This is a genomic window from Rhodoferax sp. (assembly GCF_034519335.1).
In the GTDB taxonomy this organism is placed as follows: Bacteria; Pseudomonadota; Gammaproteobacteria; order Burkholderiales; family Burkholderiaceae_C; genus Allorhodoferax.
Map to the genome: position 1 here is coordinate 175387 of NZ_JAXHOL010000034.1, position 23692 is coordinate 199078.

19 protein-coding genes and 5 pseudogenes are annotated in these 23692 nt (G+C 61.9%); 10 read left to right on the forward strand and 14 right to left on the reverse strand.

Features of this window, described 5'->3' with window-relative positions; all coding sequences use genetic code 11:
• Nucleotides 1-179: 179 nt before the first annotated feature.
• Together rpsO and U5O12_RS15235 are read right to left on the reverse strand one after the other, a co-directional pair.
• Nucleotides 180-446, reverse strand: coding sequence for a 30S ribosomal protein S15 (gene rpsO, locus U5O12_RS15230; RefSeq protein ID WP_094478006.1), 267 nt, complete (start codon nucleotides 444-446; stop codon nucleotides 180-182).
• A 130-nt stretch (nucleotides 447-576) separates the two neighbouring features.
• A complete protein-coding gene (locus U5O12_RS15235) occupies nucleotides 577-1890 on the reverse strand; it encodes a branched-chain amino acid ABC transporter substrate-binding protein (protein WP_322579450.1) in 1314 nt (437 codons plus the stop codon).
• Between the two features lie 94 nt (nucleotides 1891-1984).
• Between U5O12_RS15235 and U5O12_RS15240 the strand changes: the two genes are divergently transcribed.
• Nucleotides 1985-2374 (forward strand): Hsp20/alpha crystallin family protein, encoded by a 390-nt coding sequence (locus U5O12_RS15240; protein WP_322579451.1) that lies wholly within the window; start codon nucleotides 1985-1987, stop codon nucleotides 2372-2374.
• Nucleotides 2375-2444: 70 nt separating this feature from the next.
• On the opposite strand, the gene tsaD is transcribed toward U5O12_RS15240, so the two are convergent.
• Nucleotides 2445-3500, reverse strand: a complete 1056-nt coding sequence (gene tsaD, locus U5O12_RS15245) for a tRNA (adenosine(37)-N6)-threonylcarbamoyltransferase complex transferase subunit TsaD (protein ID WP_322579452.1) — start codon at nucleotides 3498-3500, stop codon at nucleotides 2445-2447.
• Between the two features lie 129 nt (nucleotides 3501-3629).
• Here tsaD and U5O12_RS15250 point away from each other — a divergent pair.
• Together U5O12_RS15250 and U5O12_RS15255 are read left to right on the forward strand one after the other, a co-directional pair.
• Nucleotides 3630-4282: pseudogene (locus tag U5O12_RS15250) on the forward strand (ANTAR domain-containing response regulator).
• A 569-nt stretch (nucleotides 4283-4851) separates the two neighbouring features.
• Nucleotides 4852-5157 carry a MerR family DNA-binding protein gene (locus U5O12_RS15255; protein ID WP_416221502.1) on the forward strand — a complete coding sequence of 102 codons (306 nt, stop codon included), beginning with the start codon at nucleotides 4852-4854 and terminating at the stop codon, nucleotides 5155-5157.
• Here U5O12_RS15255 and U5O12_RS15260 read toward each other — a convergent pair.
• Complete coding sequence (locus U5O12_RS15260) at nucleotides 5154-6071, reverse strand: methyl-accepting chemotaxis protein (protein WP_322579453.1); 918 nt, start codon at nucleotides 6069-6071, stop codon at nucleotides 5154-5156. The two genes, U5O12_RS15255 and U5O12_RS15260, sit on opposite strands and share 4 nt — an antisense overlap.
• Entirely contained in the window at nucleotides 5980-6612 is a 633-nt protein-coding gene (locus U5O12_RS15265) for a PAS domain-containing protein (protein ID WP_322579454.1), read from the reverse strand. Before U5O12_RS15265 ends, U5O12_RS15260 begins: the two co-directional genes overlap by 92 nt.
• A 767-nt stretch (nucleotides 6613-7379) precedes the next feature.
• Here U5O12_RS15265 and U5O12_RS15270 point away from each other — a divergent pair.
• The 4 genes and pseudogenes from U5O12_RS15270 to U5O12_RS15285 all read left to right on the forward strand — a co-directional run.
• Nucleotides 7380-8621, forward strand: a pseudogene (locus U5O12_RS15270) (CmpA/NrtA family ABC transporter substrate-binding protein); the annotation flags it as partial.
• A 186-nt stretch (nucleotides 8622-8807) separates the two neighbouring features.
• The gene (locus U5O12_RS15275; RefSeq protein ID WP_322579455.1) at nucleotides 8808-9104 is read left to right on the forward strand and encodes a hypothetical protein; all 297 of its coding nucleotides are present in this window, start codon (nucleotides 8808-8810) and stop codon (nucleotides 9102-9104) included.
• A 5-nt stretch (nucleotides 9105-9109) separates the two neighbouring features.
• On the forward strand, nucleotides 9110-9646 hold the full coding sequence (locus U5O12_RS15280; protein ID WP_322579456.1) for an ABC transporter permease subunit: 537 nt from the start codon (nucleotides 9110-9112) through the stop codon (nucleotides 9644-9646).
• Nucleotides 9594-10425: pseudogene (locus U5O12_RS15285) on the forward strand (ABC transporter ATP-binding protein); the annotation flags it as partial. The gene U5O12_RS15280 and the pseudogene U5O12_RS15285, both read left to right, overlap by 53 nt.
• 56 nt (nucleotides 10426-10481) lie before the next feature.
• On the opposite strand, the pseudogene U5O12_RS21235 reads toward U5O12_RS15285, so the two are convergent.
• From U5O12_RS21235 to U5O12_RS15320, 3 genes and pseudogenes are all read right to left on the reverse strand, one after another.
• Nucleotides 10482-13607 (reverse strand): annotated as a pseudogene (locus U5O12_RS21235) (efflux RND transporter permease subunit).
• A 356-nt stretch (nucleotides 13608-13963) separates the two neighbouring features.
• The gene (locus U5O12_RS15315) at nucleotides 13964-14104 is read right to left on the reverse strand and encodes a hypothetical protein (protein ID WP_322579461.1); all 141 of its coding nucleotides are present in this window, start codon (nucleotides 14102-14104) and stop codon (nucleotides 13964-13966) included.
• A 281-nt stretch (nucleotides 14105-14385) separates the two neighbouring features.
• Nucleotides 14386-14664 (reverse strand): biotin/lipoyl-binding protein, encoded by a 279-nt coding sequence (locus tag U5O12_RS15320; protein ID WP_322579462.1) that lies wholly within the window; start codon nucleotides 14662-14664, stop codon nucleotides 14386-14388.
• A gap of 447 nt (nucleotides 14665-15111) precedes the next feature.
• Between U5O12_RS15320 and U5O12_RS15325 the strand changes: the two genes are divergently transcribed.
• A complete protein-coding gene (locus tag U5O12_RS15325; protein WP_322579463.1) occupies nucleotides 15112-16326 on the forward strand; it encodes an MFS transporter in 1215 nt (404 codons plus the stop codon).
• 21 nt (nucleotides 16327-16347) lie between these two features.
• Here the strand turns inward: U5O12_RS15325 and U5O12_RS15330 are convergent, their stop codons facing one another.
• From U5O12_RS15330 to U5O12_RS15355, 6 genes and pseudogenes are all read right to left on the reverse strand, one after another.
• Entirely contained in the window at nucleotides 16348-16857 is a 510-nt protein-coding gene (locus tag U5O12_RS15330) for a hypothetical protein (RefSeq protein ID WP_322579464.1), read from the reverse strand.
• 79 nt (nucleotides 16858-16936) lie between these two features.
• Nucleotides 16937-17110, reverse strand: a complete 174-nt coding sequence (locus U5O12_RS15335) for a hypothetical protein (RefSeq protein ID WP_322579465.1) — start codon at nucleotides 17108-17110, stop codon at nucleotides 16937-16939.
• 183 nt (nucleotides 17111-17293) lie between these two features.
• Nucleotides 17294-19074, reverse strand: a pseudogene (locus tag U5O12_RS15340) (protein kinase domain-containing protein).
• Nucleotides 19075-19164: 90 nt separating this feature from the next.
• Nucleotides 19165-19335, reverse strand: coding sequence for a hypothetical protein (locus U5O12_RS15345; protein ID WP_322579466.1), 171 nt, complete (start codon nucleotides 19333-19335; stop codon nucleotides 19165-19167).
• Nucleotides 19336-19541: 206 nt separating this feature from the next.
• Complete coding sequence (locus U5O12_RS15350; RefSeq protein ID WP_322579467.1) at nucleotides 19542-20039, reverse strand: ANTAR domain-containing protein; 498 nt, start codon at nucleotides 20037-20039, stop codon at nucleotides 19542-19544.
• The gene (locus tag U5O12_RS15355; RefSeq protein WP_322579468.1) at nucleotides 20015-20467 is read right to left on the reverse strand and encodes a hypothetical protein; all 453 of its coding nucleotides are present in this window, start codon (nucleotides 20465-20467) and stop codon (nucleotides 20015-20017) included. The genes U5O12_RS15350 and U5O12_RS15355 overlap by 25 nt, the downstream gene beginning before the upstream one ends.
• A 330-nt stretch (nucleotides 20468-20797) precedes the next feature.
• On the opposite strand from U5O12_RS15355, the gene nirB reads away from it, so the two are divergent.
• Nucleotides 20798-23257 carry a nitrite reductase large subunit NirB gene (gene nirB / locus U5O12_RS15360; RefSeq protein WP_322579469.1) on the forward strand — a complete coding sequence of 820 codons (2460 nt, stop codon included), beginning with the start codon at nucleotides 20798-20800 and terminating at the stop codon, nucleotides 23255-23257.
• Between the two features lie 10 nt (nucleotides 23258-23267).
• The coding region (locus U5O12_RS15365; RefSeq protein WP_322579470.1) for a type IV pili methyl-accepting chemotaxis transducer N-terminal domain-containing protein at nucleotides 23268-23692 on the forward strand (425 nt) is incomplete at its 3' end.

Below are 23692 nucleotides of genomic sequence, written 5' to 3' on the forward strand. Positions count from 1 at the left end.
CAGGCCACTCCACCCTAGCCCGGAGCCAACATCACAGTCCACGATGCCATTCCAGAAGAACTCCGAGAAGACCGGAATTGCTTTGGAATGACACAGCTTCGTTCTGTTTTTGCCGTCTCCGAAGTAAAAAACGCCTGAGCTAGTGACCTAACTCAGGCGCTTCTCATTCGTTGAATCGCTTACTTGCGCAGACCCAGCTTGGCAATCAGGGCGACGTAGCGGTCAGCGTCCTTGGACTTCAGGTAGTCCAACAGCTTGCGACGGCGGGACACCATGCGCAACAGACCCCGGCGACCGTGGTGGTCCTTGGCGTGGGTCTTGAAGTGGGGGGTCAGTTCGTTGATACGGGCTGTCAACAGAGCCACTTGGACTTCTGGGGAGCCGGTATCGCCAGCTTGACGGGCGTTGTCTTTGACAACAGCGGCTTTGATGCTAGATGCAATCATGGGTTTTCCTGGTGTTTTGGGACTGCACGCTGGGCGCCGTCCCGGTTTGTACAACTTGCGCCAAGTGCTGGAACTGCGCTTGGCGTGCGCCCTGCCGAATGCAAAGCCGCCCGATTATAGCCCGGAAGCGTCAGGGACGCACCATCTTGCAGCTGGTGGCCTGCTCGGCCGCAGCTGCGGGCACGGCTTTCACAACGCGGAATCCGTAACCCGAGCCCTCCACATCAAATTTGACGCCGGGCGTGCCCTGGCGCTCCATCATGCCCACCACCAGCGGCTGCTGGAACTGGTGGTCGGCCGCGCGCATGGCGCCAGTTTGGCCACTAAAAGTGACGCTAGCCCTCTCCAGCTGTGCGGCGACAGCTACTATATCCATAGCGCCATTGGCCCCCACCCCACCCTGCTTGGCGGCGGCCTCCACACTTTGAGCCAGCGCCTCAATGAGCAGCTGCATGCGCATGTGCACATAGTCATCCTCGGGCTTGGGGTAGCGCACACGGAAGGACTTGTAAAACGCCTCGCTGGCGGCGGTCTGCACGTTGGGCAGCCAGTCGGCCACCGCCACCACCTTGCCAATGCCCGCATCGCCTATCGCAGCCGGGGCGCCCAGGGCGTTGCCGTAGAAGGTGTAGAACTTGCCGTCAAAGCCTACATCCTTGGCGGCCTTGATCAGCAAGCTCAGGTCGTTGCCAAAGTTGCCCGTAATCACCGCCCCGGCACCGCTGGCCTTAATCTTGGTGGCGTAGGGCAAGAAGTCTTTCACGCGGCCCAAGGGGTGCAGCTCATCGCCCACCACCTGCACATCGGGGCGCAGTACGGCCAACTGGCGCTTGGCTTCGCGGCCTACGGCCTGGCCGAAGCTGTAGTCCTGGCCGATGATGTAGACGCTTTTGAGCGCCTTGTCGTCCTTGAGCACGTCCATGAGCGCGGCCATGCGCATGTCGGAATGGGCATCAAAGCGGAAATGCCAGAAGCTGCACTTCTCATTGGTCAGCTCGGGCAGCACGGCTGCGTAGTTGAGGAACAGCACGCGGCGTGCGGGGTCACGTTCGTTGTGTTTGTTGATGGCGTCGATCAGCGAGGCCGCGACACCGGAAGAATTGCCCTGCAAGATGATGCGGGCACCGCCGTCAATGGCCGAGCGCAGCGCCGAGAGCGCCTCTTCGGTCTGGCCCTTGCTGTCAAAACGCTCCAGCTGCAACAACTGGTTGCCCCCGGCGCTGGCAGGCAGCTTCACGCCGCCGCGTGCGTTCACACGCTCCACCGCCCAGACGAAGTTGCGGAACCCGGCTTCGCCTCCGCTGGCGTTGGCGCCACTGAAACCTTCGATGATGGCGATCTTGAGGGCCGAGGGGGTTTGTGCGAAGGCACTGGCCGCTGTCAGGGCACCAGCAAATAGCGCCTTGGCCAGCAATTTCAAGGGCTTGGAGGAAAGAATAAACATGGGGAATTTCTCTTGAAATGTGAGGGAAAGCGCACAGCTTGGGAACATGCGGCGCTCACGGTGAGAGCCGCGCAGTGTACTAGGAGTCCACACCATGTTTTTTGCCTCTGCACCTTCCGTGTTCCAGCCCTCTGTGCGCCGTTCGGTGTACGCACCCACAGGCCGCTCGGTCGACCGTTTCTTGCAAGACGCCCTGTTCTCGGCACGCCAAAACGGTAGCGCCTTCACTCAGGACGAGACCAGCTTCACCCTGACGCTGGACATGCCCGGCATTGCCAAAGAACAGCTCAGCATTTCCATTGATGGTGCGGTCGTCCGCATCCAGAGCAAGGACGATGCACCCCGCCGCTACCGCGCCGCCTACGAGCTGCCCCAGGACGTGGACAGCGCCCAGAGCGAAGCCAAGCTGGAAAACGGCGTGCTGACCCTGAAGCTGGTGAAAAAGGTACCCGTGGACACTGCCACGGAACTGACCATTCAGTAAATTGACGGCACTGGCACGCTATGCTTTCCATAGCTGCTGGCGCACAATCTACGAGGGCTAGGGGCAGTTTTTATAGTGAATGCAGAGGCCAGCGCGGCTTGACGTCGAAGGCGTAGGCCTTGCTGGCCTGCTGCAAGCCGCTTTGTAGCCGCATGGCCGCCGCCATGGCAATCATGGCGCCGTTGTCGGTGCACAGATGCAGCTCGGGGTAATGCACACGCACACCGCGCTTGCCGCACTCGGCATTCAGTAGCTCACGCAGCTTGCGGTTGGCCCCCACGCCACCGGCCACCACCAGGCGCTTCAGGCCCGTTTGCTTGATCGCCGCCATCGATTTCTTCAGCAACACTTCCACAATTGCTGCCTGCGTAGACGCCGCCAGATCGGCTTGCTGCTCACGCGGCAGGGCCTCAAACGTGGCCACGCCACCGGCCGTCACCATGCGCTGGCTTTGGACCAGCACCGCGGTCTTCAGGCCGGCAAACGAAAAGTCCAGGTTGCCGCTGTGCAGCAGCGGACGCGGCAGCGCGTAGGCCTTGGGGTCGCCCTCCTCCGCCAGCTTGGACAACAGTGGCCCGCCCGGATAGGCCAGGCCCATGAGCTTGGCGGATTTGTCAAAGGCCTCGCCTGCGGCATCGTCAATCGTTTCGCCCAGCAGTTCGTAGCGGCCCACGCCGTCCACGCGCATCAGCTGCGTGTGGCCACCAGACACCAGCAGCGCCACAAAGGGGAATTCCGGAGGATCGGCACTCAAAAACGGGGAGAGCAAATGGCCTTCGAGGTGGTGCACGCCCAGCACGGGCTTGTCCAGCGCCGCGCCCAGTGCACAGGCCACACCGGCGCCCACCAGCAGCGCGCCCGCCAAACCGGGACCGCGCGTGTAGGCCACCACATCCACGTCCTGCAGGCTACGGCCGCTGTCTGCCAGCACTTGCTGGGTCAGCGGCAGTACGCGGCGAATGTGGTCGCGGCTGGCCAACTCGGGCACCACGCCGCCATAGGCCTGGTGCATCTCGATCTGGCTGTGCAATGCGTGGGCCAGCAGCGTGGGCACCGCACTGCCGTGCGACTCCACCATGGCCACGCCTGTTTCGTCACACGAAGACTCGATTCCCAACACCAGCATGCTTGTTTCCTTCAGAGCCGCCGAGTTTAGAGGATGGGCTTGGAATGCCGTGCGCATCCCTACGCATAAACGCAGGCCCTCTGTCAACCTGACCCGCTTGGCGCGACTTTTGCGTGCCATGATTGGTGTATGACCGAGCCGCTTCGCATCGTCGTGATCAACTCAGACTTGCAGGTCGATGACCCGCAGGACACGCATGCGTTGGACCAAGCTGAACGCTCACGCAGCCTGCGCATTGGTCTGCTGGAAAACGGCTTCAACCTGATCGCCTCGCTGCCTGCCGATGTCTACTTGACGGAGCGGCTGGCCCAGTTACAGCCCGACATGATCATTGTGGACGCCGAGAGTGACGCACGCGACGCGCTGGAACATGTCGTGATGGCCACGCGCGACGAACGCCGCCCCATTGTCATGTTCACCAACGACAACGACAGTGGCAACGCCCGCGCAGCGGTGGCGGCCGGTGTATCCGCTTACATCGTGGCGGGGCTGCAAGCAGAACGCATCCGTCCGATTCTGGAGGTGGCCATGGCCCGCTTCCAGCATGAGCAGGCATTGCGCGCGGAACTGGCCAACACCCGCAGCGAACTGCACGAACTGTCCTCAGCGGCCCTGCAAGACCGCAAGGTTATTGACCGCGCCAAGGCGCTTGCTGATGCAACGCCAGCAACCTCAGCGAAGAAGCCGCCTACGCCAAGCTGCGCAAAACAGCCATGGACAAAAACCTCAAGATCGTGGAAGTTGCCCAGCGCATGCTGGACGTGGCGGACCTGCTGGGTTAAGACGTCCCCGGAGGGTTCGACCGGCACCGTTTTGTTCGGTACGGGAGCACTTTGCAGTACGCCAAACAGCAGCTCAAACGCCGTGAACCCCAGCACGATGGCGCTGGCGCCGTGCATAACGGCATAGACCTGCCACGCCGCGAACAGGAAACGCGCGCCGGCGTCCAACCGCCCGAGTTGCACGCTGGGCGCCCACAGCCGCGCCAAGGACCACACCACCACGACCGAACCCAATAGATTAGCGAATAGCAAATGGGTGGCATCCAGCGGATGCACCGCGCCGGGCAGCTGCAGCGCCTGGGCCACGTCCGCCAATTGGGCGTAGAGCCAGGTAAACGTCCAGGGCGTGGCAAAAGGCCAAGTGACCAACAAGTCGTAGGCGGCGCTAGTGCGTACCAACTTGAGATAGCGAGAAGACGCATGCGAGACGCTCCAAAGTTCAAGAAGCCCGCAGATGTCCTCAGGCCTGAAGTAAACTTCAGGGTCAGCAGTTTTCAAAAACTAAGGCCTCAGCACCATGGGGCTGATTGGAGAACCCGCCGCCGCCAGCGGACTGACACGGGAAACCCTTGCGTTTCTATGAACAACTGGGGGCTGGTAGCGCGCGCCGCTTGTCCAATGGCTACCGCGACTACGTGCCCGAAACCTTGATGCTGGTGAACTACATCCGCACCGCCCAGCAGTTGGGCTTCACGCTGGCCGAGATTGGCCACAAATTGCCCGCTATCTGGGACGCTACCGACCCCGGCCCGGCCATCGCCCAGGTGCTGGCCGAAAAGCTGGGCGAAGTGGACGCCCGGATCGTGGCGCTTCAGGCGCTGCGCGAAGGCTTGGCCACCCGCTTGGCATTGGCCTGCCCGCTGGCACCCGACTAGCCAGGCAAGGCCTTGTGTTCGCGGCGCAGGCCTACAGCGTCGATCTGGGACACGGTTAGCTCGCCCCGTTTGAGGCGGAACATACGCATGGAATTCCGCACCCCTTGCACCTGCTGCGAGAGCGAACCGGCCGTGGCAGCCAACTCTTCCACCATGGCGGCGTTTTGCTGGGTAATCGTATCCATCTGGGTGATGGCTTCATTGATTTGCGAGATTCCGGCGGTTTGTTCCACCGCTGCACTGGATATTTCATCCAAGACCGTGCTGACTTTGCCCACCGCCTCCAACGCATCCGGGGTCATGCGTTCTAGCGCCACATTGGTATTGCTATTGCCTGTGGCAATGCGTTCGGCAGATGCCCCGGTTATTAACTGCTTGATGTCCTTCGCTGCCGTAGTGGTGCGCTGCGCCAGTGCGCGCACTTCGGTGGCGACTACGGCAAATCCACGCCCCTGCTCGCCCGCGCGGGCCGCTTCCACGGCCGCATTCAGCGCCAGGATATTGGTCTGAAAGGCCACGCCTTCAATCAACTGAATAATCTCCGTGATCTGCTGGGACGACTGGGCAATTCCGCTCATGGAACTGGCCACTGACTGCACGGCGTCGTTGCTATGCTGGGTGACGGTTGTCGTTTCACGGGCCAGTTGGGAACCTCGCTTGGCGGATGTCGCACTTTGTTGCACCGTGCCGTTGATTTCCTCCATCGACGCCGCCGTCTCCTCCAGGCTACTCGCCTGTGACTCGGTGCGCGCAGACAGGTCATGGTTGCCATCGGCAATCTCCTGCACCGCCACACTGAATTGCTCGATTTCGCCTCGCACATCACTGACTACGGTGCGCAGGTTGACCGAGGCGTGGGCCAGTGCCTGTTGCAACTGCCCCACCAAGCCCCCGTCCGCCCGTCCCCACCACATGGGACAGATCCCCCGCCGCCAAGTGGTTGGCATCTTGCACCAAACTCACCAGAGGCCGTAGTCGCATCGCCCAGTTAGACCACACCGTAATGCCGCCCCCCACCAAAGCCACAGCGGCCACCACGGGCCAACGCAGTTCCAGCACGGCCGCGCCAATGACAGCAGCCGCCAACCAGAGTTGCAGCCACACCATCTGGGCCACCGCCCCGGGACGCAACAAGGCCATGCAACGCCCCCAAAGATCACGCCGAACGACCTCACCGTGCTGCAAACCCCAAGTCTTGCTGCCGTCTTTGGCCTGAGCCTGCAAGCGCTGGTACAGCGCATCGGCCGTTGCGACATCAGCCTGCGAAGGAGACGTGCGTACCGACAAGAATCCGGTGATCTGGTCACCGTCCACCATGGGCGTGGCATTGGCGCGGACCCAGTAGTAGTCTCCGTTCTTGCGCCGGTTCTTCACCAACCCGGTCCAGGGCAACCGGTCTTGGATGGTGGCCCACATATCTCTAAAAGCTTCTTCGGGCATGTCAGGGTGGCGCACTAGGTTGTGCGGTTGCCCCAGGAGTTCGGCATTGGTGTAGCCACTAACTTCGGTAAAAAGCCGGATTGCAATAGGTGATGCGACTTTTGAGATCCGTCACCGATACCAAGGTTTGGTCGACGGGGAAGTTATAGCCCTGTTGTTGGGTGGGTGGGTATTTAGGTTTTGGTGGTGTGGGGGGGAGGTTTGGGAGAGTGAAGTGTGGGTGGGGGGGTTGTTTGTGGGGGGGGTGTTGTTGGGAAGGAAAGGTGTAGGAAGTTGGGGGCATCGCTGGTTGACTGGATGTTCCATGCGCATGGTGTGACCTCCTGATTTTTGAATCGTCCCGAGCAATTCGCCCCAGTTTGACCTTGCGTCACGGCACGCGGGTTTGATCTTAAATCAAATGGGGATTGTTGTGCAGTTGAACGCGTACGCCCTGTTTTGGAGCTGCATTTTGGTGCACTGCACAAAACTGGAGAGTCACTTCCCCGCAGCGCCCGTCATTCTGGCCAGCCCCGTTTCAAGGCAAAAAAAACTGACCCTACAGAAGAGACATGGCCACTGGCCCATTCGTCTTTTCCGTGGCCAAACTACTTGGCACACACATTGCTTAATCCTTAACAAGATCGGCAACGATCGTGCACACCACAGCGCCCAACGGCGGACGCAGTGAAGTGCATCAGGACAAAGGCGTCCCCACGGCATGGCTAGCGCAACGCGCTGCCAGCCCCGTGAGGACGCCTTTTTTTTGTTTTCTACTTTCGTAACTTCTGGAGCTTTGTGCCATGACAGACCTTTTGAAAGCCAAACTCAGCCGCCGTGCTGTTCTGCAAACCGCCGCTATCGGCGCCGTGGGTATCAACCCCGCATTGCGCGCCGCAGTCTACGCTGGTGGCTCCGATGCCCCTGAGAAAACCGAAGTCAAGATCGGCTTCATCCCGCTGACCGACTGCGCCAGTGTGGTCATGGCCTCTGAACTGGGCCTAGACAAAAAGTACGGTGTGAAGATCATCCCCAGCAAGGAAGCCAGTTGGGCTGGCGTACGCGACAAACTGGTCAATGGCGAGCTGGACTTTGCCCACGTGTTGTACGGCCTGGTCTACGGCGTGCACCTCGGCATCGGCGGCCCCAAGAAAGACATGGCCGTGCTGGCCACCCTCAACAACAACGGCCAAGGCCTGACGCTGTCCAAAAAAATCGCAGACAAAGGCGCTGTCAATTTGGAGGGGCTGGTCGCTCTGATGAAGAAGGAGCCGCGCGAGTACACCTTTGCCCAAACTTTCCCCACCGGCACCCACGCCATGTGGTTGTACTACTGGCTGGCGTCTGCCGGTGTGAATCCGTTCAAGGACGTCAAGTCCATCGTCGTGCCACCGCCCCAGATGGTTGCCAACATGCGGGTAGGAAATATGGACGGCTTCAGTGTGGGCGAACCCTGGAACCACCGCGCCATCATTGACGGCATTGGCATCTCGGCGGCTACCTCACAAGACGTCTGGAAAGACCACCCCGAAAAGGTGCTGGGCACCACGGGCGACTTCGTCAAGAAGTACCCCAACACGGCGCGCGCCGTCACTGCTGCCGTGCTGGAAGCCAGCCGGTGGATCGACGCCAGCCTGTCCAACAAGCTCAAAATGGCCGAAACCGTGGCGCAAAAGTCCTACATCAACACCAGCGTGGACGCGATCAACGAGCGCATTTTGGGTCGCTACCAAAACGGTCTGGGCAAGACCTGGGATGACCCCAACCACATGAAGTTCTACAACGATGGTGCGGTGAACTTCCCTTACCTGTCGGACGGCATGTGGTTCCTCACGCAACACAAGCGTTGGGGCTTGCTCAAAGACCACCCAGACTACCTGGCAGTGGCCAAGCAGATCAACCAGATTGAGATCTACAAGCAGGCGGCCACCGCCTCCAACACACCGCTGCCCAAGAGCGATATGCGCACGAGCAAGCTCATCGACGGTGTGGTTTGGGATGGCAAGGACCCCAAGAAATACGCCGACGGGTTCAAGGTCAAAGCTTTCCAACGGAGTAAGCACCATGGTGAGCGCCGTTTTCCACTTCTCCGCTGGCTGCGGCAGCCGAGAGACCCGCTATGAAAAAAGAAGCTGCTCCGCGCAGAATCCACGAGGGCTAAAGCCCGAAATGATGCTCAATCGGCAACGCAGGCCGCTGTCGCACAAAGCGCGACGGCCGCCCGCCCCGGCGTGGACTGGCGCGGACTGGTGCTGACGGTGCTGCCCCCATTCTGGGGCTGGCACCTGTTGGTGGGCATTTGGGCACTGGTGAGCGTGGGCACCGCCGCCAGCATCCCCGGCCCCATGGAACCGTGGCCAAGCAGGCGGTATGTTCTGTTCAGTGATCCGTTTTACAGCAATGGGCCCAACGACCAGGGCGTAGGCTGGAACGTATTGTTCTCGCTGGAGCGCGTCGCTCTGGGCTTTGGTCTCGCGGCCGCGGTGGGCATTCCGATGGGTTTCATGATCGGCCGTTTCGAGTTTTGAGCCGCATGTTCAACCCGCTGATCAGCCTCCTGCGCCCCGTGTCGCCCTTGGCCTGGCTGCCGATTGGCCTGCTGGTGTTCAAGGGGGCCAACCCCGCCGCCATCTGGACCATCTTTATCTGCTCCATTTGGCCCATGTTGATTAACACGGCGGTAGGCGTGCAGCGTGTGCCGCAGGACTACAGAACGTGGCCCGCGTACTCAACTTCTCTGAATGGAAGATCATCACCAAGATTCTCCCATTCCCCTCGGTGCTTGCCCTACATGCTGACCGGCGTTCGTCTAGCGGTGGGCACCGCGTGGCTGGTGATTGTGGCGGCCGAGATGATAACGGGTGGCGTGGGCATTGGATTCTGGGTGTGGGACGAGTGGAACAACCTCAACGTCAAGAACATCATCATTGCAATCTTCGTGATCGGCATCGTAGGGCTGCTCTCGAATACGCCCTGGTCAAGCTGGCAACCGCGTTCACGTTCAAAGAGGAGAAATCGTGAGCAGCAACAGCAAATACATCGAAATCCAAAACGTGGCGCAAACCTTTAAGACCAAGAAGGGCCTGTTCCCTGCGCTGCGCGACATGACTCACCGTCGCCAAAGGCGAGTTTGTCGCGCTTGATCGGCCACAGGGGCTGCGGCAAGTCCACCCTGCTCAACCTGATTGCCAGGCCTGACGGCGCCCACTGCGGGTGACTTTCTGTGCGCCGGCCGCGAGATCGCGGGCCCTGGTCCCGAGCGGGCCGTGGTGTTCCAATAACCACTCGCTGTTACCGTGGCTCACCTGCTTTGAAAACGTGTACCTTGGCGTGGAGCGGGTGTTTGGCGCGGGCTCCGCAACAGGCGCGGGCAGCAGTTCGAAAGCAAAGCCCAACTCATAGAGCGCACCGATACTGGTTTTGGCTTTGGTCGGGCTCACCGCCGCATCTTTACAAAAGCGCCCCGGGAAATTTCGGTGGTATGAAGCAGCGCGTAAGCATTGCGCGCGCCCTGGCCATGGAGCCCAAAGTGCTGCTGATGGACAGGCCCGCTGGCGCACTAGGATGCCCTGACCCGCGCCAAGCTGCAAGACAGGCTACTCCGGGGATTGTGGGCCCGCACGCCAAGTTACCGTGGTCATGGTGACGCACGATGTGGACGAGGCGGTGCTCTTGTCCGACAAGATCGTGATGATGACCAACGGCCCGGCCGCCACCATTGGCGAAGTGCTCAGCGTGGACCTGCCCCGCCCGAGATCCCGCGTGGCGCTGGCCGACAGCCCGCAGTACCTGCAATACCGCAAGGCCGTGATCGACTTTTTGTACACCCGCCAGGCCCACGTCGAAAAGCGGCGTAGCAAGGCAAGGTCGGAACCGGAAGGCCGAAGCGAAATCGGCCTTCCGCGTCAGATTCCGACTGATCCGTCGTCCAACACCTCTTCGCGGGTAATCACCGGGCCTTTGCCACTAAAACGGTCCAGCGCGAGGTAAATCACCGGCGTGATGAACAAGGTCACGCGCCTGCGAAAACACCAAGCCCCCGACGACGGCCAAGCCCAATGGCTGGCGCAGCTCGGCTCCCGCGCCGATAGCCCAAGCGCAATGGGAGCGCGCCCATCAAAGCGCGGCCAACGTGGTCATCATGATGGGGCGAAAGCGCAAGCAGGCAGGCTTCGCGGATCGCATCCGCAGGGGTCATGCCGTGCGTGGCGCTGCGCGTCGAGCGCGAAGTCAATCATCATGATGGCGTTCTTCTTCACGATACCGATCAGTAGCAAGATGCCGATGGTGGCGATGATGGTCAGGTCTTGACCAAACAGCATCAGCGTGGCCAAGGCCCCGACCGCAGCCGACGGCAAGCCCGCCAGAATCGTGAGCGGATGGATGTAGCTTTCGTACAGCACCCCCAGCAACACGTAGATCACCAACAGGGCCGACACGATCAGGATGGCCTGGCTGCCCTGCGACTTCTTGAACACCGCCGCATCACCGCCATAGCTGGTAATCACCGACGAGGGCAAGCCGATGGCCGCACGCGCCTTGTCCACCTTGGCGGTCGCGTCGCCCAAGGCCGTGCCCGCCGCCAGGTTGAATGACACGGTCACCGCTTGCAATTGGCCCACGTGGTTGATCGACGTGGCGCCCACCTTACGCTCCACCGTGGTGAAAGCCGACATGGGAACCAGCGCACCCGTGTTGGAGCGTACATAGACACCGTTGATGGCCGACTCATCGGCTTTGGCGTCCGGAGCCACCTCCATGATGACCTGATAACTGTCGGCCGGCAGGTAAATGGTAGAGACTTGTCGCGCGCCAAACGCGGAATACAGCGCAGAGCGCGCCGATTCGATGGACACACCCAAGGTCATCGCGCGTTCGCGGTCTATGTTGAGCTGGGCCTGCAAGCCGCGCAGTTGGGCGTCGCTGGTCACATCCAAGAACACGGGGTCTTGGCGCAGTTGCTCTTGCAGCTTGCGGCCCAGGTGTTGAGCTCATCGGCCTTAACGCTTTGCAAGATGTACTGGAACTGGGCCTTGCTCGAACGCCCCCCCAACTGCAGGTTTTGCACCGGGCGCATGAAGACGTTGATGCCGGTCACCCCGCGCAGCTTTGTACGCAAGCCATCCACCACCTGCTTGATCGGCACGCGTTCTTGCCACTTACTTTCAGCGTGACAAACATGCGGTCGGTGTTTGGCAATCACTATTGCCACCGTTAAACGAACTCACCGCTGCGCAACGTTAGCGTCTGCGCGGTATCACGGCTGCGGCCTTTTCCTGTAGCCGCACCATTTCGGTAAACGAGGTGTCATTTCCAGCCGCGGTACTGACCGTAATCTCGCCTGACGTTCCTTGCGGGAAGAAGTCTGTGGGAATCGCATTGCCCAACCACACGGTGGCAACCACCGTCAACAGCGCCACCAGCAACACCGGTATTGCGGTGGCCCAGCGCCAGATCCAGCGTGCGGGCGTAGAGGCGCCCGGTCGCATCAAAGCCGCGCTCCAACGCGCGAATCAGCCAGTTGTGCTGGACATGCTCGGGCTCTGTCGTCAGAAAACGGCTGGCCAGCAGGGGCACCAGGGTCAGCGAGACAAAGGCCGAAACTTCAATCGCCAATCCCACCACCACCGCAAACTCGTGGAACAGCAGGCCAATCACGCCCGGCATGAAGAAGATGGGAATGAACACCGCGATCAACGAGGTGTGGAAATGGGATGATGGTGAAGCCCACTTTTCGCGAGCCCAGAAATGCAGCGCTGAAGGCACTTTCACCTCTTCTCCACATGGCGCATGATGTTTTCCAACATCACGATGGCGTCGTCCACCACCAAGCCAACGGCCAGCGTCAGCCCCAAGAGCGAAATGTTGTCCAGGCTGTAATTCAGTACTCACAACAAGGCCACCGCACCGACCAAGGACACCGGCAACGACAAGGTGGGGATCGCCGTGGCCCCAAAGCGACGCAGAAACAAGAAGATCATCACCGAATACCACCAGCGCAATGGTGCCCAAGAGCGTCGGAAGCGTTACATCGTGCAGCGCCTCACGCACCGAGATAGAGCGGTCATTGACCGGCGTCATGCGCACGGATTGGGGCAGTTGGAGTTCCAACTCCTTGAGTGCAGCCTGCACGGCGTCGACCACCTTCACCGGGCTGGTACCCCTCGGGCTGGTGCTGAATGGCCAGGGTGATGGACGGATCGCCGTTGAGGTTGGCATAGGACTCTGGTGTTCTCACCGCTGTCTTCGACTGCCGCCACATCTTTAAGGCGATCCGGTTCACCACCCCGTGCTCAAGATGATCAGGTCACCAAACTCCGCCGCGTTGCGCAACTGGCGGTTGGCCTGCAGCGTCAGCATCTGCCGCGGCCCTTCGAGAGTACCCACCGGCGTATTCACGTTGGCCGCGCGCAGCGCGGTTGCCACTTCATCAAGCCCGATATTGCGCACCGCCAAGGCATCAGGCCGTACCTGCACCCGCACCGCATAGCGCTTGGACCCAAAGATATTGACTTGGGCCACACCGTTGATGGTGGACAAGGTGGGCGAGATCAAATGCTCGGCAAAGTCTTGCAGGTCGGACGGGGCCATGGAAGGCGAGGTCAGCGCCACCAACAAGATGGGAGCGTCGGCCGGATTCACCTTGCGGTAGTTGGGCGGCTGCGTCATGTCTTGCGGCAGCGCGCGTTGCACACGCAGCAGCGCCGCTTGCACGTCCAGCGCGGCCCCGTCAATATTGCGGCCCTCATCAAACTCCAGCGTCAGCGAGGTCGAACCCAACGAACTCGAAGAACTGATCATGCGCCAAACCCGGAATGGTTTGAAACGTTTCTCCAGCGGGGCGGCCACCGAGCTGGCCATGGTCTCCCCCCCCCCCCCGCCGCCGGGGGGGGGGGGGGGGCTGGCACCGGGCAGGGACGCCGACACGTTGACCACCGGTGTGTCGGCAGCTCGGCAGTGCCGCCACTGGAATTTTACGGTAGCCAACCACCCCGGCCGCCACGATGGCCAGGGTTCAACAATACCGTCATCACCGGACGACGGATAAAGAGTTCGGAGATGGTTCCATGGCTTGCCCTTTTTCTCTCCATCGCCAGTTTGCTCGCCTCACGTTCGACTACTGCGCTGTCTGGCCGCAAGTTTTGCCGCCCCTCAACCACCACCCGGTCGCCGTCTTGAATGCCACTGACCGCCGCGATGTCGCCTTGCAAGGACAACACCTGCACCGGCTTGAGGGCGGCCTTGCCCTGCTCCTCATTATACACGATGGTGCCGCGCTGGGTTTGGATCACGGCGGTGGCGGGCACCACCAGCGCATCGCGCAGGCTGTCGGCTTGCAAGGACACGTTGACGAAGGCACCAGGCCACAGCTTGGCCCGCCTGGTTGTCAAAAACGGGCCCGCGCCTTCACCGTGCCGGTGGCGGCGTCAAGCGCGCTGTCCACGAACACCAGTCGGCCTTCTAGGCCGGTTTCGGCATCGGGCAGGCGAGCCCGCACGTAAACGCCCGCGTCCGGTAAACCGGCCACCAGGCTCTGCAACTGGCTTTGCGGGCAATTGAAACCCACATTGATCGGGTGAAACCGGGGCCGCGAGACCAGCGGAGTGACATTGGCCTGTACCGCGCTGCCCTGCGGACACGGCGACGGTGCCAGGCGCCCGCCGGATGGTGCGCGCACTTGGGCGGTACGACAGGCTGAGCAAGGCCGCGTCCAAAGCCGCTTTGCTGGGCCGCAACAGTGGCGGTCAGCTCCTCCACCGTGCTTTTGTTGGCGTCGGCTGCGCCTTGGGAGATAAAGTTTTTTGCCACCTAGGCCTGGGCCCTGCGACCAGTTGGCGCTTGCACGGGCCCGCCGCCTTGGTCCTTGGCCATTTGGGCCCGCACCTTGGCCACATTGGCCTCGTCGGCGCGCGCGTCCAGCGTCAGCAAGGTTTCGCCGGCCTTGACGGTTTGGCCGTCCTGCACCCATACCTTGGCCACCATCCCAGTCATCTGGGCACGAATGTCGACCGTGGCGACCGGCACCACCGTGCCCACCGCCTGTAGGTTGATATCCAGATTGCGCTTGATGGCCAACGCAAAGATCACCCGAACCGGCGCACCGCCTCCAGCGTCCTTCTTGGGCCCTGCAGCCGCGCCAGCGCCTGCTGCCCCCCACGCCAGACGCTGCCGGGCGTCGTCGGCGGTGCAGCAGCACCGGCGACAGGTGTTATGTCACTGCGCTCACCGCAGGCCGGGTGACAGGCAATCGCCCCCATCATCGATAGGGACAGGCGTCGCTCGCGCCCCACGGGAAAACAATCGGTTCATAGACACGCCTAGTGCAGCAAGATCAGACAGCGGAAACGGGGAGGGGAGAAAGCACCACGCTACCGGACCGGCGGCGCGCGCAAACGTTGCCGATTTTCAACCAATTTCTTGTCTGCGGTGTAAAGCACCAAACTGGCGCACTACGCCCCCATTTCCACCGCCCCAACTTGGCCCGTTTTTTGCACTGCCTTGGTGAAACCAACGCTTTTCACAAGGATGTGCACCATGGCGGGATTCCGCAGCTTTCTCAAATCGGGGCATTCGCCCAGCTTACTGGCGGCATTTGTCTATTTCACCTACTGCTGCGGCGTCTGGGTCACCAATGGCGCCATGGCGCCGTACATCAAGGAAGCCCTGCAGCTCAGCCCGTCCCAAGTCGGCCTGATGCTGTCCATTCCTATTTTTGCGGGCGCCATCATGCGGTTCCCGCTGGGCATATTGGCGCAGTACATCGGTCGCAAGAACGCCACCTTGGTCGAAATGGGCGGCATCGCGATTGCCCTGATGTACGGCTACTTTGTGGTGAAAACCTTCAACGACATGCTGGCCATGGGCGTGTTGCTGGGCATTGCCGGCGCCAGCTTCGGCGTAGCGCTATCACTGGGTTCAGGCTCATTCCCGGCGCGCTACAAAGGGCTGGCCATGGGCTTGGTCGGCGCGGGCAACGTGGGGACCTCGGTTTCAGCCTTGTTGGCGCCCATGCTGGCGCAGGCCTATGGTTGGAAGACGGTGTATGGCATCGCCGCCGTGGGTTTGCTGATCCCGGTCATCGTCATGCTGGTACTGGCGCGCGAACCTGACGACGTGGACAAACACGCCAACTTTCGCGAACACATTGCCTGCCTGTTTGAAAAAGATGGTTGGGCCTTCAGCGTCATCTACGCCATCACCTTTGGTGGCTTTATTGGCCTCACTACCTTTTTGCCCAGCTACTACTACGACCAGTTTGGTGTGAGCAAGGTGCAAGCCGGCCAGCTCACCATGTTGGCGGCCTTCATGGGTGCCGCATTGCGCATTTTTGGCGGTTGGATCTCCGACCACTGGGGCGGCATCAACACGCTGACCGCCGTGCTGGTAGTTATCTGCCTATCGCTGCTCGCCTGCGGACTGGCCGGTGGCTCGCTGGTGCTCACCACACTCCTGCTCATGCTCTGCTTTGCCGCGCTGGGCGCCGGCAATGGCGCGCTGTTTCAACTGGTGCCGCTGCGCTGGCCCGCAGCCACTGCGGTGGCGGGCTCCATGATCGGAGAAATTGGAGCGCTGGGTGGCGGTTTGGTACCCAACGCCATGGGCCTCTCCAAGCAGCACACCGGCACCTACTTTTGGGGCTTTGCCCTGTTTGCGGCCTTGGCTCTGATCGTGCTGCTCATGATGCGCAGCATGCAGCTACGCTGGACCCGCACGTGGGCCGAAAAAGGCGGACGCGCCCGCGCCGCCTAAAAACGTATCGTCGAAAAGCGCTTAACCGAACGACGCAACTGGCGTGGGCAAGGCGTCGTCGAGGTAGAGCTCGTATTCATCCCACTCGCCTTGGCCAAAGTGCGCATCGCACTGCTGGGCAACATCGTGAAACGAGATGAACTCAGTGCAAAACATCACGGTGCTGAAGTTCTGGCTGATGGAATGGCCGGTCGCGTTGACCAACTCGCCCAGCGGGTCCAATACCACTTGGCAGCAGTGCACCCACACGTACTGGCCTGCCAGCGCGACTTCCATCTCCAGCGCCCGCAGTGCTTCCAAAGCATCGTCGCCCGGCGCTTCGCGGTACAGGCGGTAGGCGTGGCCGTAGCGGGGGTGCCGCGGGTCTAGCTCTAGGTCAATGGTTTGCCAGTCGGGAGATATCTGGTCGGCCACGGCCATCAATTCCTGCTGGCTGATATCGCCCTCCCAATGCACATCGGTAATGTGGACGGAGGTGCCAACGTCGCCAAACCAGAGGCTGGCCTTGTGTTTCATCGAATCAGGGTGCATGCGGGGCTCCAAAGTGCTGGTCGCACTGTAGCGCAAGCGTCCCACACAGGGCGCCGGGCTCGGGGTCGGTATGGAGAGCTTAGTGGTCCAACTTGGACGGGCTATGCCGACTGATCAGCACGTCAAACCAGGCCGCGCTCTGCGCACTGCACTGCATGTGCCGCTGCAGCCCGCGCTGGAACGTGGTCAGGCGCGGCGGGCGCGCCGGCATCTGGGCGGATACCGATTTCACAGGTGCTCGAACTTTTCGCATGGCTCGTTCCTTCGCAGTGATGGAACCATCCTAACAAGCCCGGCCGCGCTAGAAACCCTGTGCGAGAAAAAAAAGTGGTTACACAGTGCAGGTGTGGGATTCTCTCCACACCGCGCCAACAGCGCGACAAATTTTACTATCAAAAACAGAGCTGCTTGCGCAATGCCTACAAGGGCTAGAGCCCTATTTTGGCAAAAACAGCAGCCAATAGACGAGCAGCAAATTGAACAGACCCGAGACCAGCAAGCCCACCTTCCAGCGCATGGTCGGGTCGCGCTGCAGCAGCGGTGTTCCCGGTGGCGCGTTCAAGGGGCGCGAGGCACCCCGCTCCAGCGCGAGCAGAAATTCTTCGGCGGTTTCAAAGCGCAGGCGCTGATCCCGCGCGACCGCCTTTTGCAGCACATGGTCCAGCCAGATGGGCACCTCGGGGTTGTGGCGGCTGGGGGGCGTGGGGTCGCGGTAGTAGCGGCCCACTTGGTAGGGCAACACCTCGCCGTAGGGCAGCTTGCCGGTCAGCAACTGGTACAGCACCACGCCCAGCGCAAACAGGTCGCTTTGCGCGTTGGGCAGTTGGGCTTCGCCTTCATCCGCCTCGGTCTTGCCTGCCCCCGCCTGGGTGCGAAAACCCCACTGCTCGGGGTTCACATAGCTGGGGGTTCCCGCGTGCAGCGCGCGCATGGCGGCGGGCTCGCGCCCGCTCAGCGCCACGCCCAAATCCAGCACCCGCAGCACCGCGTCGTCTCCCAGGTGCAGATTGGCGGGCTTGATGTCTCGGTGCACCACGCCTTGGCGGTGCAAGCGCCCCAGCGCCTGCAGGGCCTGCATGGCGTGGCCCAGCGCTGTGGCGGGGGTCAGGCGGTGCTGGCGGTCTAGCAGCTGCTGCAAGGTCTCCCCGCCGTGCCAGTCGTAGAGCAGATAAAACGCCGAGCGCGGCGCACCGTGGGGCAGCTTCTCGTGCACCGCCACCAGGTAGGGCGCGGCGCGGGACGACTGCATGCGCGTGGCCAGCCAAGCCTCGTGCGCCAGCATGGCGCGCTCCTCTTGGTCATGGGCGCGGGCGGTGTTCAGGGTCTTGAGGGCGTAGAGCTTGCCAGCGCGCAGCGCCCACTTGGCGATGCCGGGCTGCGCACCTGCACCAGCACGTTGATGCCGTTGTCGGCCACTGGCGCAGTGACCGTCAGGCCATCGAGGACATCGCCGACTTTGAGACGCGGCGGAATAGGCAGGCTTTGCGCCAAGCGGTTGGCATCTGCCAGCGTGGCCTCGTGCAGGCCGTGGATCCGCACTACGACCGCCGAGGCGTTGTCTTGGCTGCCCCGTTCCAGCGCCAGTGTGACCAGCGCCTCACTGGCCTGCTGGGCGCTGGGCATCGCCGCGTACTCAGGCAGACTGCGCGCCGCCACCGCGCCGTGTACGCCATCGGTCAGCAATATAAACACATCCCCCACTTCCAGCTCGCCCTGCTGGTAGTCCACCACCAGGTGGTCCTCGGCGCCCACCGAACGCAGCAGCTGATGCTGGAAGTCGGGGTGGTTCACCACATGGTCTTGGGTGAGCAAGGTAGCGCGGCCGCCGCGCACTAGGTAGCAGCGGCTGTCCCCCACATGGGCCAAGGTGTAGGAATGCCCGCGCAGCACCAGGGCGGTGAGCGTGGTCAGGCCCATGGCGGGCTGGCGGCGCCGGTTGACGCCACACAACCAATTGTTTTGCGCACCAATGATGCGGTCCAGCGCCACCGTGGTGTCCCAGGTCTCGGGCGTGCCAAAGTAGTCGCGCACCAGGCTGGTGGCGGTGGTTTGCGCGGCCTCGCGGCCCAAGCCCCCCGCACTGACGCCATCGGCGATCGCGACGATGGAGCCCCGGTCCTCCTGCCCCGGCGTGGGCAGCATGGCCGCGCAGAAGTCTTCGTTCAGGGGCTTGCGCCCGGCCTGCGAGCTAAAGCCGATGTCTATGTCAAATGCCATGCACCAATCCAAGCAATTTGAATGCCCAACAATGCTGCGACGCACCAAATATGTGCAGGGTTAACCCAACTCGGTGGCAGAACCGATCCGCTAGCCCACCAACAGCTGCATGCTGTTGGCGTAGTGGTTGGAGAGCTGCTCAAACAGCGCCAGCAAGGTGTCGCTGTGCTGGCCCACGGCTCTTGCAGCGCACACCCCGCTTGGCGGGCGCCGGGGCCCCGGTAGCGCCTGGGCCGCGGCCACCATGTGCAACCAGGCCACACCCGCCGCCGCCAACGCGCCGATGAATTTCCGGCGTGCTCAGGGGAATGCCATTGAGATAGGTCAGCGCTTCCTCAAACGTCGTGCTGCGCACCCGCTGCATGCTGCCAGGGCCTGCAGTCCGCCAGGCCCGCCTCAGCCACCAGCAGCCAGCAGCGCGTATTTGGTGAAGCGCTGCGACAACATGCGTTGGCGCCCGGCCATATTCAACAAATGCAAAGGCGCACCGCGCGCCAGACGCGCTCCAAGCTTGAGGTCAGTCGCTCGGCGCCCGACAACAGGGCCTCGGCCTGCTGCTCCATGCGCGGCCACATCAGCCCAGCGCCAAGGCCTGCTTTCAGTTGCTCCCAGGTGTGAGCCACCTGCTCCAACAAATCGCCATAGGTGGGCTGGGATACGCTTTTACGCAGGAAGGCCAAATTGGCCTCCACCCGCTGCCAGCGACTCGTCGAGCAAGCGCGGTGTGCTGCCCCGCTTGCACACCCGGCGGCCTGCAGCAGATGCAGCTTGACCACCCGTTGCGACAACATTCGCAATTGGCCGGACCGGTTGACCGCCTCGGCCAAGTTTGCCGACTGGATGATGTGCTGCGACAGCTGACCAAGTCGTTGTTTGGAGCGCATGGCGGCGGATCTCAGTGCACTGAACGCATCATCGTCGGACAAGCGCTGGGCACGCATCAGGATGCCTTTGGCCCGGTCCACCGATTTGCGCTCCTCCAGGCGGGTAGCAATGGCCTCGTAGGCATTCCCGCTGCTGCTCGCGAATGCCTGAAGCGGGCTTGGGCCAGGTGCACCAGCGGGCGCAGGCGATGGGCTCCATACCCATCCACCACATAGGCATGCACCCCGCCGCCCACGGCCTTCTGCATGCGGCTGGCGTCTGTGTCGTGGGTAAAAACAATGAGCGGACAGGGCAGGGCCAGCTCCAAACGCCTGAGCACCTGCAACCAAACCACGCTTACCCGGGGTACATCGCAGATCACCACATCTGGTGCATGAAGCACCACGGACTGCACCAACTTGTTGCAATCCTCCACGGTGGCCTCCAGCGCCAAACCCGCGGCCACCAGGTCCACGGCCAAGGTCGGCGCTGTTGCAGGACGGGTTTGGCATAACAAGGCAGTGGTCATGGCGTGCGAGGTTCAGAGTGACAAAGGGGCCTTTGGGGCGGGTTCATGGGCCCATCGGCAGCAATTCGCGCACCAAGGTGCACGGCCCAGACGGACGGGCGCCATCATATGGCACAGCTTTTGCGTAAGTCATCGCGGGCGCAACGACGCGTCCCAACGAGATGACAGCCGCCATGGTTCTGCGCACAACGACGTCGCGCAGTGCAGGCTGTCCAAGGCCAGTGCTTGCTGGTGCGCCTTTGCTTAAGGCGCAGATCTCCACTACCCCCTATTTTCGGCATGTGGCACCGCTACATCCCACAAAGTCTTCTCGTCCTTGGAGTGGCACCTATGAAAAAATCGAAACTGGTAATGATTGGCAACGGGATGGCCGGTGTGCGCACCATTGAGGAACTGCTCAAGGTGGCCCCGGATCTGTACGACATCACCGTTTTTGGCGCAGAACCCCACCCCAACTACAACCGCATTCTGCTGAGCCCCGTGCTGGCCGGTGAGCAGACGCTGGACGAGATCGTCCTGAACTCCTTTGAGTGGTACGCCGAGAACCACATCACGCTGCACGCCGGCAAAAAAGTGGTGGAAGTGGACCGCGTCAAGCGCATCGTCAAGGCGTCCGACGGCACCGAGGCCGAGTACGACCGCCTGCTGATCTGCACCGGCTCCAATCCTTTCATCCTGCCCATTCCGGGCAAAGACCTGGAAGGCGTGATCGCCTACCGCGACATTGCCGACACCAACGCCATGATCGAGGCGGCCACCAAGTACAAGCATGCAGTCGTCATTGGCGGCGGCCTGCTGGGCCTGGAAGCGGCCAACGGCCTGATGCTGCGCGGCATGCAAGTCACTGTGGTGCATGTGCAGCCCACGCTCATGGAGCGCCAGCTCGACACCGTGGCCGGTGGTCTGCTGCAAAAGTCTTTGCAAGAGCGTGGCCTGCAGTTCCTGATGGGCGCACAAACCCAGGAACTAGTGGGCAGCGACAACGACGGCAAAGGCGGCCGCGTGAAGAGCATCAAATTCAAGGATGGCACCGAAGTCCCCGCCGACCTCGTCGTCATGGCGGTGGGCATTCGCCCCAACACCGAGCTGGCCGCCAGCATGCGCCTGCATGTGGACCGCGGCATTGTGGTGACCGACACCATGCAAACCGTGACCGACGCGCGCATCTACAGCGTGGGCGAATGTGCGGCGCACCGCGGCATTGCCTACGGCTTGGTCGCTCCCCTGTTTGAACAAGCCAAGGTGGCGGCCAACCACCTGGCCATGTACGGCATTGGTCGCTACACCGGCTCGTTGACCTCCACCAAACTGAAAGTCACCGGCATCGACCTGTTCAGCGCCGGTGAATTCCAGGGCGGTGAAGGCACCGAAGAAATTGTGATGAGCGACCCTTACGGCGGCGTCTACAAAAAACTGGTCATCAAGGACGACAAGCTGGTGGGCGCCTGCATGTACGGCGACACCGTGGACGGCAGCTGGTACTTCAAGATGCTGCGCGACGGCCGCAGCATTGCCGACATCCGCGACAAGCTGATGTTTGGCGAAAGCGGCTCCAACATTGGCGACGTGGGCCACCAGGGCCAGAACAAGGCCGCCGCCATGGCCGACAGCGACGAGGTCTGCGGCTGCAACGGCGTCACCAAAGGCACCATCTGCAAGGCCATCAAGGAGAAAGGCCTGTTCACCCTGGACGAGGTGAAAAAACATACCAAGGCCAGCGCGTCCTGCGGCTCCTGCACCGGCTTGGTGGAGCAAATCATCATGTTCACCGCCGGTGGTGACTACTCCGCCACGCCCAAGAAAAAGGCCATGTGCAGTTGCACCGACCACAGCCACCAGGAAGTGCGCGACGCCATCTTCGCCAACAAATACCTCACCATTGCCCAGGTGCAACAAGGCATGGGCTGGAAGACGCCCAACGGCTGCTCCAGCTGCCGCCCCGCGCTGAACTACTACCTTATCAGCAGCTGGCCCAAGCTGGCCAAGGACGACCCACAAAGCCGCTTCATCAACGAACGCAGCCACGCCAACATCCAGAAGGACGGCACCTACTCCGTCATCCCGCGCATGTGGGGCGGCGAGACCACGGCCGACGAGCTGCGCCGCATCGCCAATGCGGTGGACAAGTACAACATCCCCACCGTCAAGGTCACGGGCGGCCAGCGTATCGACCTGTTGGGCGTGAAGAAGGAAGACCTGGTGGGCGTGTGGAAAGACATCGGCATGCCCAGCGGCCACGCCTACGCCAAAGCCTTGCGCACGGTGAAGACCTGTGTGGGCAGTGAATGGTGCCGGATGGGCACGCAGGACAGCACGCAGATGGGCAAGGACCTGGAGCGCGCCCACTGGCGCATGTATGCACCGCACAAGGTCAAGTACGCCGTGTCCGGCTGCCCGCGCAACTGCGCCGAAGCAGGCATCAAGGACGTGGGCATCATCGGTGTGGACAGTGGCTGGGAGATGTACATCGCCGGCAACGGCGGCATCAAGACCGAAGTGGCGCATTTCTTTGTGAAGCTCAAGACCGCCGAAGAAGTGCTGGAGTACACCGGCGCCTTTATGCAGCTCTACCGCAAGGAAGGCTGGTACCTGGAACGTACCGTGCATTACGTGAGCCGTGTGGGCCTTGACTACGTGAAAAAGAAAATTCTGGAAGACGCCGAAGGCCGCAAGGCCTTGAACGAAGAACTGCTTTTTGCATTGGACGGCGAGCCCGACCCGTGGTTCGACTTCCAGGACGCGCAGGTCGACACCCGCCAGTTCAATGCAGTGAACTCTGCAAGCGCCTGAGGCCTGCACCATGCAACGCCGCACCCTGATCACCGCCGCAGGCGCCAGCCTGCTGGCACTGGCCCTGCCCGCCCGCGCCCAGGTGGCAGATTTGAGCGACGCCATCAACAAGGCGGGCCGCCAACGCATGCTGAGCCAGCGCATGGGCAAGGCCTGGTTGGCCCTGCTGCAAAACGTGGAGAAGACCAGCGCCCAGCTGGTGCTGGACAAGTCCATGGCGCTGTTTGACCGCCAGCTGGTCGAGCTCAAAGGTTTTGCCCCCACGCCCGATGTGCAGGCCACCTACGCGAAGCTGGACACTGCCTGGGGCGACTACAAAACCGCATTGGTGGGCAAGGCGCCACTGCGCGACAACGCTGCCGCCCTGCTGCAGCTGGACGCCAAAGTGCTGGCACTGGCCCACCAAGGCACCGTGCAATACGAAGCGGCATTGGC

Bases quoted from the DNA above. Each gene is read 5' to 3' on its own strand.
- rpsO (WP_094478006.1), bottom strand. From the start codon at position 446: ATGATTGCATCTAGCATCAAAGCCGCTGTTGTCAAAGACAACGCCCGT.
- U5O12_RS15235 (WP_322579450.1), bottom strand. From the start codon at position 1,890: ATGTTTATTCTTTCCTCCAAGCCCTTGAAATTGCTGGCCAAGGCGCTA.
- U5O12_RS15240 (WP_322579451.1), top strand. From the start codon at position 1,985: ATGTTTTTTGCCTCTGCACCTTCCGTGTTCCAGCCCTCTGTGCGCCGT.
- tsaD (WP_322579452.1), bottom strand. From the start codon at position 3,500: ATGCTGGTGTTGGGAATCGAGTCTTCGTGTGACGAAACAGGCGTGGCC.
- U5O12_RS15260 (WP_322579453.1), bottom strand. From the start codon at position 6,071: ATGTGGTGGGGACGGGCGGACGGGGGCTTGGTGGGGCAGTTGCAACAG.
- U5O12_RS15280 (WP_322579456.1), top strand. From the start codon at position 9,110: ATGTTCAACCCGCTGATCAGCCTCCTGCGCCCCGTGTCGCCCTTGGCC.
- U5O12_RS15325 (WP_322579463.1), top strand. From the start codon at position 15,112: ATGGCGGGATTCCGCAGCTTTCTCAAATCGGGGCATTCGCCCAGCTTA.
- U5O12_RS15330 (WP_322579464.1), bottom strand. From the start codon at position 16,857: ATGCACCCTGATTCGATGAAACACAAGGCCAGCCTCTGGTTTGGCGAC.
- U5O12_RS15335 (WP_322579465.1), bottom strand. From the start codon at position 17,110: ATGCGAAAAGTTCGAGCACCTGTGAAATCGGTATCCGCCCAGATGCCG.
- U5O12_RS15355 (WP_322579468.1), bottom strand. From the start codon at position 20,467: ATGACCACTGCCTTGTTATGCCAAACCCGTCCTGCAACAGCGCCGACC.
- nirB (WP_322579469.1), top strand. From the start codon at position 20,798: ATGAAAAAATCGAAACTGGTAATGATTGGCAACGGGATGGCCGGTGTG.